12 protein-coding genes are annotated in these 13,530 nt (G+C 61.4%); 6 read left to right on the top strand and 6 right to left on the bottom strand.

Annotation, left to right across the window (positions count from 1 at the left end; genetic code table 11):
* Positions 1 to 61: 61 nt before the first annotated feature.
* A complete protein-coding gene (locus FEM01_RS17865) occupies positions 62 to 949 on the bottom strand; it encodes a lysophospholipid acyltransferase (RefSeq protein ID WP_138220805.1) in 888 nt (295 codons plus the stop codon).
* A 228-nt stretch (positions 950 to 1,177) separates the two neighbouring features.
* Here FEM01_RS17865 and FEM01_RS17860 point away from each other — a divergent pair, with 228 nt between their 5' ends.
* Positions 1,178 to 2,029, top strand: a complete 852-nt coding sequence (locus FEM01_RS17860; RefSeq protein ID WP_138220804.1) for a class I SAM-dependent methyltransferase — start codon at positions 1,178 to 1,180, stop codon at positions 2,027 to 2,029.
* 10 nt (positions 2,030 to 2,039) lie between these two features.
* On the opposite strand, the gene FEM01_RS17855 is transcribed toward FEM01_RS17860, so the two are convergent.
* Positions 2,040 to 2,591, bottom strand: coding sequence for a DNA-3-methyladenine glycosylase I (locus FEM01_RS17855; RefSeq protein WP_138220803.1), 552 nt, complete (start codon positions 2,589 to 2,591; stop codon positions 2,040 to 2,042).
* 83 nt (positions 2,592 to 2,674) lie between these two features.
* Here FEM01_RS17855 and glyQ point away from each other — a divergent pair, with 83 nt between their 5' ends.
* From glyQ to FEM01_RS17835, 4 genes are all read left to right on the top strand, one after another.
* Complete coding sequence (glyQ, locus tag FEM01_RS17850; protein WP_027592054.1) at positions 2,675 to 3,622, top strand: glycine--tRNA ligase subunit alpha; 948 nt, start codon at positions 2,675 to 2,677, stop codon at positions 3,620 to 3,622.
* Positions 3,619 to 5,673, top strand: coding sequence for a glycine--tRNA ligase subunit beta (gene glyS, locus FEM01_RS17845; protein WP_138220802.1), 2,055 nt, complete (start codon positions 3,619 to 3,621; stop codon positions 5,671 to 5,673). The genes glyQ and glyS overlap by 4 nt, the downstream gene beginning before the upstream one ends.
* A gap of 3 nt (positions 5,674 to 5,676) precedes the next feature.
* Positions 5,677 to 6,204: a D-glycero-beta-D-manno-heptose 1,7-bisphosphate 7-phosphatase gene (gene gmhB, locus FEM01_RS17840; RefSeq protein ID WP_138220801.1), complete on the top strand. Its 528-nt coding sequence runs from the start codon at positions 5,677 to 5,679 to the stop codon at positions 6,202 to 6,204.
* Positions 6,205 to 6,269: 65 nt separating this feature from the next.
* Positions 6,270 to 7,040, top strand: coding sequence for a lysophospholipid acyltransferase family protein (locus FEM01_RS17835; protein ID WP_138220800.1), 771 nt, complete (start codon positions 6,270 to 6,272; stop codon positions 7,038 to 7,040).
* 227 nt (positions 7,041 to 7,267) lie between these two features.
* Here FEM01_RS17835 and FEM01_RS17830 read toward each other — a convergent pair whose 3' ends face one another.
* Positions 7,268 to 8,887, bottom strand: a complete 1,620-nt coding sequence (locus FEM01_RS17830; protein ID WP_138220799.1) for an MFS transporter — start codon at positions 8,885 to 8,887, stop codon at positions 7,268 to 7,270.
* Between the two features lie 96 nt (positions 8,888 to 8,983).
* On the bottom strand, positions 8,984 to 10,633 hold the full coding sequence (locus tag FEM01_RS17825) for a GMC family oxidoreductase (protein WP_138220798.1): 1,650 nt from the start codon (positions 10,631 to 10,633) through the stop codon (positions 8,984 to 8,986).
* A 204-nt stretch (positions 10,634 to 10,837) separates the two neighbouring features.
* Between FEM01_RS17825 and FEM01_RS17820 the strand changes: the two genes are divergently transcribed.
* On the top strand, positions 10,838 to 11,725 hold the full coding sequence (locus FEM01_RS17820) for a LysR family transcriptional regulator (protein WP_138220797.1): 888 nt from the start codon (positions 10,838 to 10,840) through the stop codon (positions 11,723 to 11,725).
* Here the strand turns inward: FEM01_RS17820 and FEM01_RS17815 are convergent.
* Together FEM01_RS17815 and FEM01_RS17810 are read right to left on the bottom strand one after the other, a co-directional pair.
* Positions 11,714 to 12,532, bottom strand: a complete 819-nt coding sequence (locus FEM01_RS17815; protein WP_138220796.1) for a sulfite exporter TauE/SafE family protein — start codon at positions 12,530 to 12,532, stop codon at positions 11,714 to 11,716. The two genes, FEM01_RS17820 and FEM01_RS17815, sit on opposite strands and share 12 nt — an antisense overlap.
* A 112-nt stretch (positions 12,533 to 12,644) precedes the next feature.
* Entirely contained in the window at positions 12,645 to 13,529 is an 885-nt protein-coding gene (locus FEM01_RS17810; protein WP_138220795.1) for an MBL fold metallo-hydrolase, read from the bottom strand.
* Between the last annotated feature and the right edge of the window lies 1 nt (position 13,530).

Raw genomic sequence — 13,530 nt, 5'->3', positions numbered from 1 at the left:
TGTGTAGTTCTATGAGAGCGGCCTTGTGCCGCGAAAGGGGCGCAAAGCGCCCCCAAGAATCTCAGTACCAGCGCGCCTCGCCCGCCGGGCGCTTCTTGAAGCGCTTCATGCTCCACATGTACTGGCTCGGGTACTCACGCACATAGCGCTCGACCACCTTGCTCATGGCTGCTGCCGATTCATTTACATCGGTGCTGTACATGGCCTCGGGCGCCGCTTCCAGGAACACCTTGAAGCCCGAGCCATCCGGCAGGCGCAACGCATGCAGGAATACACCCACCGCCTTGCCACCGGCGAGCATGTTCGGCACGAACTTGCTGGTCAGCGCCTGGGTGCCGAGGAATGGCACGAACACCCCAGCCGACTCGGCCGGCTCTGGGTCGGCGGGAATCCCTACCTGGCCGCCACGGCGCACCTCCTTGATCACGCTCAGGATGCCCTCCTTGGTCGAAGGCGCCACGCGGTTACCCATCTGCACGCGCTGCTCACGCAGCAGGTCATCCACCGCCTTGAGCTTCGGCGGGCGGTAGAAGATGATCGGTTTGCACTGGTTGCAATAGAAGTGGTTGAGCACTTCCCAGTTGCCCAGATGGCTGGTGATGCCGACCACGCCCTTGCCCGAAGCCAGGGCCTGCTCCAGCACCTCCAGGCCGTGCACTTCCTTGACCAGCTCCAGCGAGCGCTGCGGCGGCCAGATCCAGGCGCAGGCACTTTCGACGAACGATTTGCCGATATCCTTCAGCGCACGGCCAACCAGTTGCTCACGCTCGCCAGCGTCCATTTCCGGGAAACACTTGGCCAGGTTGATGCGCACCACGTTGCGCGAGCCATTGGGGATTTTCCACATCAGCCAGCCGATGCCAGCGCCAACGCGCTGCACCGCACCCCAGGGCAGCTTGGCGAACAGACGCAGCACCCCGACCATCAGGGCGCCCTTGAACTTTTCCACAGGCGAATTCCTTATTTCAGCAATGCGCGCATTGTACCCTCTTAGCGCTACACGGCGGCCAGCAACAGCGGCACGTCAGTCTGGGTGATAGCAGAAAATTGACGTGAAAATACACCAGCGGCAGAATCCTGCGCTGTAACTTCCTCAGCCAGGCTGACCGGTCGTGCAGGTCGTGGTACTCAACGACACAGGTTCAACAACGCCTTACTTAATCGAGAGCAACCGAGCATGCTACCCAGCGATTTTTGTCCAGAAGAGTATTTGAGGATTCATCCCGATGTCAGGTTGGCCGGGATTGATCCCGCACAGCACTATCTTGCCTGGGGCATATCAGAAAACCGTAGCTACAAACGCGATCCTGCTGCCGTGACGCCGATTGTCGAACGTCTTTACCAGTTCGACGGCCTCGCCTCCAAACACAACCATGACTTCATGAGCGATCCGCGCTTCATCAAGGCCTATGCCCGGGGCGTCAAAGCCGCACGTGGCGCCGATTACAAATGGTACTGGCGGGTTCACATGGGATTGTGGGCAGCACGTACTGCTGCCAGACACGAAGGCGACTTCGTCGAGTGCGGGGTGAACTATGGCGTACTCAGCTCCGCCATCATGGAAGATCTCGACTGGAACAACTGCAGCAGGAAGTTCTACCTGCTCGACACTTATGCCGGCGTGGATGACCGCTATCTGTCAGACCAGGAAAAGATTTCCGGGGCTACCGAAAAGAACCGCAAACTCATCGCCAACGGCTTCTACACATCGAACATCGACTCGGTGCGGGAGAACTTCGCTGAATGGCCGAATGCGGTCATCGTGCAAGGCAGCATTCCTGACACCCTGGTCGAGATCAAATCCAGTCAGATCGCGTTCCTGCACATCGACCTCAATTGCACCCTGCCTGAAGTCGCGGCGATCGAACATCTTTGGGAGCGTCTGGTTCCGGGGGCTGTGGTATTGCTGGATGACTATGCCTACTACGGTTATCACCCGCAGAAGGAAGGCATGGATGAGTGGGCGAGCAGGGCAAACATTGCCATCGCGAGCCTTCCGACTGGCCAGGGGCTGCTGATAAAGCCATGACCTGCGGCGCTCAGCGTACCAGCGCGGCGTAGCGATCACAGTCGGTGGTGTGGTCCATGACCATGCCGGTGGCCTGCATGAAGGCGTAGCAGATGGTCGGGCCAACGAAGGTGAAACCGGCTTTCTGCAGGGCCTTGCTCATCGCCTTGGCTTCACCGGTAACCGCCGGCACGTCGCCGCGGCCCTGGAAGTGGTTGATCTTCGGCACGCCGCCGACGAACGACCACAACCACTCGGACGGGTTATCCACAGCCAGCCAGGCCTGCGCATTGCGCCGCACGGCCTTGAGCTTCAAGCGGTTGCGGATGATGCCGGCATCGAGCATCAGTTCCTCGATGCGCTCATCGCTGAGCTGCGCCAGCCTGACCGGGTCGAAGCCCTCCAGCACCTGGCGGTAGCGCTCGCGTTTACGCAACACGGTGATCCACGAGAGCCCCGCCTGGAACCCTTCGAGCAAAAGCATCTCGAAGAGCAACGCCGGGTCGCGCTGCGGCGTTCCCCACTCGTGGTCATGGTAAGCCTGGTACAACGGGTCGTCGGAACACCAAAAGCAGCGCGGCATAAGGCTCCAATGAGTAGAGGGCGAGGCGAATCGGGTTATACTCCCGCTCTTTACATCCGCATCCCCAGATACAGGTGAATTTCGTGAGCCAGCCTACGCCAGCCGTGCGTACCTTCCAAGACCTGATCCTCGCCCTGCAGAACTACTGGGCGGCTCAAGGTTGTGTGGTGCTTCAGCCCTACGATATGGAAGTAGGCGCCGGCACTTTCCATACCGCGACCTTCCTGCGCGCCGTCGGCCCCGAGACCTGGAACGCCGCCTACGTGCAGCCCAGCCGTCGCCCCGCCGACGGGCGGTATGGCGAAAACCCCAACCGCCTGCAGCACTACTATCAGTTCCAGGTCGTGCTCAAGCCGAACCCGGCCAACTTCCAGGAGCTCTACCTCGGCTCGCTGAAAGCCATCGGCCTGGACCCGCTGGTTCACGACATCCGCTTCGTCGAAGACAACTGGGAATCGCCGACCCTCGGCGCCTGGGGCCTGGGCTGGGAAATCTGGCTGAACGGCATGGAGGTGACGCAGTTCACCTACTTCCAGCAGGTCGGCGGTATCGAGTGCTATCCGGTCACCGGTGAAATCACCTACGGCCTGGAACGACTGGCCATGTACATCCAGGGTGTCGACTCGGTGTACGACCTGGTCTGGGCCGACGGCCCGTTCGGCAAGGTCACCTACGGCGATGTGTTCCACCAGAACGAAGTGGAGCAGTCGACCTACAACTTCGAGCACGCCAACGTCGAGAAGCTGTTCGAACTGTTCGACTTCTACGAAAGCGAAGCGAACCGCCTGATCAAGCTGGAGCTGCCGCTGCCGACCTACGAAATGGTCCTGAAGGCTTCGCACACCTTCAACCTGCTGGACGCCCGCCGCGCCATCTCGGTGACCGAGCGCCAGCGCTACATCCTGCGCGTACGTACGCTCGCCCGTGACGTCGCCCAGAGCTATCTGCAAGCCCGTGCACGCCTGGGCTTCCCGATGGCCACCCCTGAATTGCGTGACGAAGTGTTGGCTAAGCTGGAGGCTGCACAATGAGTGCTCAAGATTTCCTGGTTGAACTGGGCACCGAAGAGCTGCCACCGAAGGCCCTGGCAACCCTGGGCGAGGCGTTCCTCGCCGGCATCGAAAAAGGCCTGCAGGCGGCCGGCCTGAACTACACCGGCAAGCAGTTCTATGCCGCACCGCGTCGCCTGGCCGTGCTGATCCGTCAACTCGACGTGCAGCAGCCGGATCGCAGCATCAACATCGACGGCCCACCCCTGCAGGCCGCCTTCAACGCCGAAGGCCAGCCGACCCAAGCGGCCCTGGGCTTTGCCAAGAAATGCGGCGTCGAGCTGTCGGAGATCGACCAGAGCGGCCCGAAACTGCGCTTCTCGCAGCACATCCCCGGCAAGGCCACCACCAGCTTGCTGCCCACCATCGTCGAAGATTCGCTCAACGACCTGCCAATTCCCAAGCGCATGCGCTGGGCGGCCAGCCGTGAAGAGTTCGTGCGTCCGACCCAATGGCTGGTGATGTTGCTGGGCGAGCAGGTGGTCGACTGCACCCTGCTGTCGCAGAAAGCTGGCCGTGAATCCCGTGGCCATCGCTTCCATCATCCGCAAAGCGTGACTATCAGTGCCCCGGCCAATTACGTCGAAGACCTGCGCAAGGCCTACGTGCTGGCCGACTTCGCCGAGCGTCGCGAACTGATCAGCAAGCGCACAGCAGAGCTGGCCATGCAGCAGGAAGGCTCCGCCATCGTGCCACCGGCGTTGCTGGATGAAGTGACTGCCCTGGTCGAATGGCCAGTGCCACTGGTGTGCTCGTTCGAGGAGCGTTTCCTCGACGTACCGCAGGAAGCCCTGATCACCACCATGCAGGACAACCAGAAGTACTTCTGCCTGCTGGACAACGAAGGCAAGCTTCTGCCGCGCTTCATCACCGTGGCCAACGTCGAGAGCCGCGATCCGAAGCAGATCGTGCTGGGCAACGAGAAAGTCGTGCGCCCGCGCCTGACCGACGCTGAGTTCTTCTTCAAGCAGGACAAGAAGCAACCGCTGGAAAGCTTCAACGAGCGCCTGAAGAACGTGGTATTCCAGGCCCAACTCGGCACCGTGTTCGAAAAGGCCGAGCGCGTTGCCAAGCTGGCCGCGTTCATTGCCCCGTACATCGGCGGCAGCGCAGCCAACGCCGGCCGTGCCGGCCTGCTGTCCAAGTGCGACCTGGCCACCGAGATGGTCGGCGAGTTCCCTGAAATGCAGGGTGTGGCCGGCTACTACTACGCCCTCAACGACGGCGAGCAGGAAGACGTCGCCCTGGCCCTGAACGAGCAGTACATGCCGCGTGGCGCCGGTGCGGAGCTGCCGCAGACGCTGACCGGCGCTGCCGTGGCCATCGCCGACAAGCTCGACACCCTGGTCGGCATCTTCGGCATCGGCATGCTGCCCACCGGCAGCAAGGATCCGTACGCGCTGCGCCGCGCGGCCCTCGGCGTGCTGCGTATCCTGATCGACAAGCAACTGGACCTGGACCTGAGCACCACCGTCGAGTTCGCGGTCAAACAGTTCGGTGCCAAGGTCAAGGCCACGGGCCTGGCCGAGCAGGTGCTGGAGTTCATCTTCGACCGTCTGCGCGCGCGCTACGAAGACGAAGGCACCGATGTTGCCACCTACCTGTCCGTACGTGCCCTCAAGCCCGGCTCGCCGCTGGACTTCGACCAGCGTGTGCAGGCCGTTCAGGCGTTCCGCAAACTGCCCGAAGCCGAGGCCCTGGCGGCAGCCAACAAGCGCGTGTCGAACTTGTTGAGCAAGGCCGACGGCGCCATCTCCGAGCAGGTCGAGCCCAAGTACTTCGACAACGCCAACGAGTTCTCGCTGTACTCGGCCATCCAGCAGGCCGACCAGGCCGTGCAACCGATGGCCGCCGCGCGTCAGTACAACGAAGCGCTCACGCGCCTGGCCGCCCTGCGCGACCCGGTCGATGCCTTCTTCGAAGCGGTGCTGGTCAACGCCGAAGACGCCAAGGTGCGAGCCAACCGCTATGCCCTGCTCAGCCGCCTGCGCGGTCTGTTCCTGGGCGTGGCCGACATTTCGCTGCTGGGGTAAGCCTTGAAACTGCTGATTCTCGATCGAGACGGAGTGATCAACTTCGACTCCGACGCCTACATCAAGTCGCTGGAAGAGTGGATCCCCATCCCCGGCTCGATCGAGGCCATCGCGCAGTTGAGCAAAGCCGGCTGGACGGTGGCCGTGGCCACCAACCAGTCTGGCATTGCACGCGGCTATTACCCCCTCGCCACCCTGCAAGCCATGCACACGCGCCTGCGCGAGTTGGTGGCGGCACAGGGCGGGGAGGTCGGCTACATCGTGCATTGTCCGCACGGCCCGGACGAAGGTTGCGAATGCCGCAAACCCAAACCCGGCATGCTGCGGGCAATCGCCGAGCACTATCAGGTTGAGCTGGCTGGCGTATGGTTCGTAGGCGACAGCCAAGGTGACCTGAAGGCGGCGCTGGCCGTCGATGCACAACCTGTGTTGGTGAAAACCGGCAAGGGTGAGCGGACCCTGGAAAAAGGCGTCCCGGAAAACACACTGATTTTCGACGATCTGGCGGCTATCGCCAGAGCACTTATTTAAAAGAAGCGCGCCTGTGTGGCGCACTTTCCTTAGGCGGGCATTGCCCCGCAACGGTACTTGCCACTATGTCGATCCTGCAGGCGATCAGAATCTTTCTTTTTTACCTGCTGTTGGGCACCAGTTCGCTGCTGTGGTGCTCGCTGAGCTTCTTCGTCGCGCCTTTCCTGCCATTCCCCAAGCGCTACAAGTTCATCAACGTGTACTGGTGTCGCTGCGCCGTGTTCCTGGCCCGTACGGTGCTCGGTATCCACTATAAGGTGACCGGCGCCGAGAACGTGCCGCAGGAGCCTTGCGTGATCTTGTCGAATCACCAGAGCACTTGGGAGACGTTCTTCCTCTCGGCGTACTTCTCGCCACTGAGCCAGGTACTCAAGCGTGAGCTGCTGTACGTGCCATTCTTTGGCTGGGCCATGGCCATGCTGCGGCCGATCGCCATCGACCGTAACAACCCCAAAGAGGCTTTGCGTCAGGTGGCCAGCCAGGGCGACGAGTTGCTCAAGCAGGGCACCTGGGTGCTGATATTCCCCGAAGGCACCCGCGTGCCGCATGGCCAGATCGGCAAATTCTCGCGTGGCGGTACCGCGCTTGCCGTCAACGCCGGGCTGCCTGTGCTGCCGATTGCCCACAACGCCGGCAAATTCTGGCCGCGTGAAGGCTGGGGAAAACGTCCCGGTACCATCGAGGTGGTGATCGGTGCGCCGATGTACGCAGAGGGCACCGGTCCACGGGCCATCGCCGAGCTTAACGAACGTGCTCAGGCCTGGAACGAAGCCACCCAGCGAGCCATGGGTTCGCTGCCGCCAGTGGCAGAAAACCCGGCACAGCAGCCTGCCTGAGCATCTGTGGATAACGTGTTAGCAAGTTTTCGATAAATCGTTCCAAATACAGCCTAAGTGATTGAATTAGCTATTTATTTCTCTGTATGAAGTTTTTCCGAAAATCGTGCATAAGTTTTTTCGGGCTATAAAAAAACCGGCTTTTACGCCGGTTTTTTTGTGCCCGTGCAACAAGCTTGGGTTCATCGCGGGCAAGCCCGCTTTCACCGCATCACTGCCAGCCTGTTTCAGACCTTGTCGATATCCACATCCCGAGTCTCTTTCAGGCAGAAGATCCCCACCACCAGGCTCACCCCAGTGATCAGCACCGGATACCACAGGCCGTAGAAGATATCCCCGGTGTACACCACCAACGCGAACGAAACTGTCGGCAGGAAGCCTCCGAACCAGCCGTTGCCAATGTGGTAGGGCAGGGACATCGAGGTGTAGCGGATGCGGGTGGGGAACAGCTCGACCATCACCGCCGCCAATGGCCCATAGGTCATGGTTGCGATCAGGATCATGGCGACGATCAACACCACCACCATCACCTGGTTCACATTGGCCGGGTCCGCCTTGGAGGGGTAACCGGCGGCCTCGATGGCGCTGCGCATGGCGGCTTCGTCGAAGCCGTTGATGGTCGTCTCGCCAATGCTCACGGAGACATCGTTGCCGGCCACGCTCACCGAGCTGTAAGGCAGGCCCTGCTTGACCAGGAAGGTCTTGACCTTGTCGCAGGGGCTGTCGAAACGTGCCTTGCCGACCGGGTCGAACTGGAAGGTGCAGCCTTGTGGGTTGGCGCTGACCACGATCGGCGCCTGGCGGCTGGCCGCGTCGATCTGCGGATTGGCGTAATGGCTCAGAGCCTTGAACATTGGGAAGTAGCAGACCGTTGCCAACAGCAGGCCCAGCATCAGGATCGGCTTGCGCCCGATACGGTCAGACAGCCAGCCGAAGAACACGAAGAACGGCGCACCGATTACCACGCTGATGATCAGCAGCGTGTTGGCTTGGGCCGGGTCCATCTTGAGCATCTGGGTCATGAAGAACAGCACGTAGAACTGTGCGGTGTAAAAGGTCACCGCTTGCCCGGCATTGATGCTGAACAGCGCAGTGAGCACCACCTTGAGGTTCGGCCATGAGGTGAACGACTCACGGATCGGCGATTTGCTCACCTTGCCCTGGGCCTTCATTTTCACGAAGGCCGGTGACTCGTGCATGCTCATGCGGATCCAGGTGGAAATCGCCAGCAGCACGATCGACAGCAGGAAGGGCAGGCGCCAGCCCCACGTCTCGAACTGATCGCCACTGATGTAGCGGCTGCCCAGCACCACGGTCAGCGACAGCAGCAAACCGAGCGTAGCGGTAGACTGGATGAAGCCGGTGTGGAAACCGCGCTTGCCGGGCGGTGCATGTTCGGCCACGTAGGTCGCAGCGCCGCCGTACTCGCCGCCCAGCGCCAGGCCCTGAAGCATGCGCAGCACCACCAGGATGATCGGTGCCGCGATCCCGATACTGGCGTAGGTGGGCAACAGGCCGACCGCAAAGGTCGACAAGCCCATCAGCACGATGGTCACCAGGAAGGTGTACTTGCGCCCGATCATATCCCCCAGCCGACCGAACACCAGTGCGCCGAACGGGCGCACCAGGAAGCCGGCAGCAAACGCCATCAGCGCGAAGATGAAGGCGGTGGTGTCGTTGACGCCCGCGAAGAACTGCTTGCTGATGACTGCAGCCAGTGCGCCATAGAGAAAAAAGTCATACCACTCGAACACTGTCCCGAGGGATGACGCGAAAATGATCTTACGTTCTTCACGGCGGCTGCTGCGAGTGGCGGCCGCACCTTGCTCTTGAATGTAATCCGACATCGTTGCTGTCCTCGGCCCGAAGGCCACAGTGATTATTCTTGTTGTTCCACTGTCGGCAGCTCTGACCTCGGGCCGCCGGTGTTGCACGCACCCGGGTCAGGGCGTCGGTATCGCGCTGCAATCGCTGAGGTTGGTCTGGGTATGTGCCCCCTTGAGGATCAGTTGCGCCGCCTTCTCGGCGATCATCAGCGTGGGTGAACAGGTATTGCCGGAGACGATCTGCGGCATTATCGAGGCGTCAGCCACGCGCAGCCCTGGAATGCCGTGCACACGCAGCTGGTTATCCACAACATCCAGCGCACCGTTGCCCATGCGGCAGGTGCCCACCGGATGGAAAATGGTGGTGCCGATCTGGCCAGCGGCCTGGTGCAGGTCTTCTTCACGTTGAAGGGCAGGGCCGGGCAGGTACTCCCGCGGATCGAACGCGGCCAGGGCAGGGGCCTGGACGATGCGCCGGGTCAGGCGAATGGCATCGGCAGCCACGCGCAAATCAGCCGGATCGCTCAGGTAGTTGGGGTCGATCAGAGGGGCCACGTTCATGTCTGCCGAACGTATGTCGATACGCCCACGGCTGGCCGGACGCAGGTTGCACACCGACGCGGTGAAAGCCGCAAAGCGATGCAGTGGCTCGCCGAAGCGCTCCAGCGACAGCGGCTGCACGTGATATTGCAGGTTGGCGGTGGCTTGCTCGGGGCTGGAGCGAACGAATGCGCCCAACTGACTCGGGGCCATGGCCAAGGGACCGCTGCGATCAAAGGCATAACGCAGGCCCATGCCCAGCTTGCCCCATAGGCTGTGGGCCATCTGGTTCAGTGTGCGGGTGTTGCGGACCTGGTAGATCAAGCGCAGTTGCAGGTGGTCCTGCAGGTTGCCACCCACCCCGGGCAGGTCGTGACGCACGGGGATTCCCACCTCTTCCAGCAGCTTGCGCGGGCCGATGCCGGAGCGCTGCAAAATACCGGGGGAGCCTACCGAACCTGCACAGAGGATGATCTCCCGGCGTGCGCCGAATTCGTGCCATGCGCCTTGCCAGAATGCCTTGACCGCTTGGGCGCGAGTGTTGCCGAGCAGCACCTTATCGACCTGAACGCCAGTCAGCACGGTCAGGTTGGCGCGGCTGCGAATGGGCCTGAGAAAGGCCTTGGATGCGTTCCAGCGTACACCGCTGCGCTGGTTGACCTGAAAGTATCCACAACCGGCGTTGTCACCGGTATTGAAGTCATCGACCTTGCCGATGCCGCTCTGCGCTGCGGCTTCTCGGAAGGCATCGAGTATCGGCCAACTGTAGCGCTGGCGCTCGACCCGCCACTCTCCCTGTGCACCGTGACTCTCGTTGGCACCTGCGAAATGATTTTCGCTGGCCTTGAACAGCGGCAGTACATCTTTCCACGCCCAGCCGGCATTGCCTTGTTCGGCCCAGCCGTCATAGTCGGCCGCCTGGCCACGCATGTAGATCATGCCGTTGATTGACGAGCAGCCGCCGAGCACCTTGCCCCGAGGGTAGCCCAAGGCACGGCCGTTGAGGCCGGGTTGCAGCTCGGTCTTGAAGCACCAGTCGGTACGTGGATTACCAATGCAGTAGAGGTAACCGACGGGAATGTGTATCCAGGGATAGTTGTCGCGCCCGCCTGCTTCGAGCAGCAATACCCGGCAAGCAGGGTCGGCGGACAACCGATTGGCCAGTAGGCAACCGGCGGGACCAGCGCCCACGACCACGTAGTCGTAGACAGGATCGGCTGATGGCATGTGCAACCTCGCGCCTGATTATTATTCTTGTCCCGATCCATCTTATTGATTAATTTCGCTGAGGAAACACGAGATTTCGCGCACCCGTTGTGCGTTTTAGCACAACGATAAGCCTCTCCTGGCCACTTCGCGGGCAAGCCAGCCGCCCCGGTAATCCGAGCCACTGCCGCGAAAAGGCCCGAACGAACAGCCAAAAGGATCAGCATGTTCGACTGGAACGATCTACGGTTTTTCCTGGAGTTGCAGCGCAGCGGTCGGCTGCTGACTGCTGCCAAGCGCCTCAACACCACCCACAGCACGGTGGCCCGGCACATCGAGAGCATCGAGCAGAGCCTGGGCACCGCACTGTTCGTTCAGCATGCGCAGGGCTACGAACTGACGCCCTCGGGCCAAGCCTTGCTCAAGCATGCCGAAGCCATGGAAAACGTCGCCCTGCTAGCGCAGGAAGAGATCACCCAGGCCATCACTCCCTTGGGCAAGATCCGCCTTGGGGTCACCGAAGGCATCGGCATCATGTTCTTCACCCCACGCATGAGTGCGTTGTTCCAACGTTACCCGGGGTTGGAAGTGGAGTTGGTGGCGGTGCCACGTTTCGTCAGCATCCTCAACCGTGAGGCGGAAATCAGTATCCACCTGGAACGCCCCAGCGCCGATCTGCTGATCACCCGCAAGCTCACGGACTATCGCCTGGCGCTATATGCAAGCCAGGATTACCTGGACCGTGCGCCTCCCTTGAACAGCCGCGAGGATTTGGCACGCCACAGCTGGATCGGCTACGTCGATGACTTACTGTTCAGCCAGGAGCTGCTGTTGCTCAACAGCTTCTGCCGGGCCCCCAACGTGGTGTTTCGCAGCACCAGCGTGATCGCCCAGCAGCAAGCGGCGCAGGCCGGGCTGGGTATCGCCGTGCTACCTAACTACATGGCCCGGCATGATCCGAAGCTGGTACGCGTGCTTCCCAGCGAAACCATCCAACGCAGCTATTGGATCTGCACCCGGCGCGAGCTGCACAAGTCGGTACGCTTGCGGGTAGTGTGGGACTATTTGCTGGCGCTGTGCGCCGCCGAACAAGACGAACTGTTAGCTGAGTAGCGCCTTGCCGGCCAGCAACACGGCAGCGCCACACCCCACCAGTGCGAACAGTTGCTGCAAGCGCGGGCCGGCAATTTTGTTGGCTAACGGCCGCGCCAGCAGCAAGCCGGCCACAGCCCCGACGGCGAACGGCGCGCCAATGCGCCAGTGCATCACACCCGCCAGACTGGCGCTGATCACGCTACCGGTGGCGACCAGCGCGATCACCGCCAGCGAGGTCGAGACGATGCTGGCCATGCGCAGGTTGGTGTAGCGGTTCAACGCCGGAATGATGACAAAGCCTCCCCCCACCCCCAGCAAGCCGGACAGCAAACCGGACATGAACCCGGTAAAGGCCAGCGCCCTGGCACACGGCAGCGTCCATCGCAGCCGCCCTTGCTGCGGATTGAGTACGCAAGGTTCGATGAAGCGATGAGCCAGGTTGTCTTCACCACGTAACTGCCGCGCCGCTTTACGCCAGATGCGCAGGCAGGCGTAAACCAGCACCCCGGCGAATCCCAGCGCCAGCGGCGTGTTGGGCAGACGATGTGCCAGCATCAGGCCCAATGGCGAGGCGACGATACCGATCGAGGCGATGAACAACGCCGCGCGGTAGCGCACCAGCCCCTCACGCAATCCCAACAGGGCCCCTACCGCAGCCGCCAACCCGACGGCGAGCAACCCAATAGGTGCGGCTTCAACCATCGACAAGCCAAGCCCGAACACCAATAACGGCACCGCCAGGATACCACCGCCAGCACCGGTGAGTGCCAACACGGCGCCGATGATTGCGCCCAGCGCGCCACCCAGCAATGACAGCTCAGTCACAACAGCACATCGCATAGGTGCCAGTGCCGATAGTCGGCACATAGCGGGGTAGGGCGCGGCAACGCATCGAGCATCAGTGTGTTCCTTAAGACTAGGATTAGCGGTGTTAGCTTTACAACGTGTTCAGCGGGATCTTCAGATAGCTGACGCCATTCTGTTCGGGTTCAGGGAAGCGTCCGCTACGCATATTTACCTGAACCGAGGGCAGCATCAGCACAGGCATGTCGAGGGTGGCATCGCGGGCTTCGCGCATGGCCACGAACTGCGCTTCGCTGACCCCGGCATGGATATGGATGTTGGATGCACGCTGCTCGCCTACCGTAGTGAAATAGCGCAATTCACGACCGCCAGGCAGGTAGTCGTGACACATGAACAGCAGGGTCTGGTCAGGGAAGGCCAGCAGACGCCGGATCGAACGGAACAGCGTCCGCGCGCTGGCGCCGGGGAAGTCGCAGCGCGCAGTCCCGTAGTCTGGCATGAACAAGGTGTCACCAACGAACAGGACCTGCTCACCAGCCTCTTCTACCAAGTAGCTCAGACAGGCGGGAGTGTGGCCTGGGGTGTGCAGGGCACGGGCATGCAGATTGCCGATACGAAAGCCTTCCTGATCCTCGAACAGAACGTCGAACTGGCTGCCGTCGCGGGCAAAGCCAGGCTCGGCATTGAACAAGGAACTGAAGGTTTTCTGCACCTGGGTGATCTGCGCACCGATACCAGTGTGTCCACCGAGCTTTTCCTTGAGGTACGCCGCTGCAGAAAGGTGATCGGCGTGTACATGGGTTTCGAGAATCCATTGAACCTTCGCACCCAGCTTTTCGACCCGCTCGATCAAACGGTCGGCAGAAGCGCTGCACGTGCGCCCGGACTTTGGGTCATAGTCCAGCACACTGTCGATCAACGCACATTGGCGGGTCTGCCCATCCATCACCAAGTAGCTGAGCGTCGAGGTCGCCTGGTCATACAGGGCCTCAATGTGAAGGTGGTTGCCGATAATCATT

Origin of the sequence: Pseudomonas mosselii, from assembly GCF_005796105.1 — a bacterium.
Taxonomy (GTDB): domain Bacteria; phylum Pseudomonadota; class Gammaproteobacteria; order Pseudomonadales; family Pseudomonadaceae; genus Aquipseudomonas; species Aquipseudomonas mosselii_C.
Note: the sequence above shows the minus strand (reverse complement) of the source record. Positions and strands in the feature narration are given on the sequence as shown.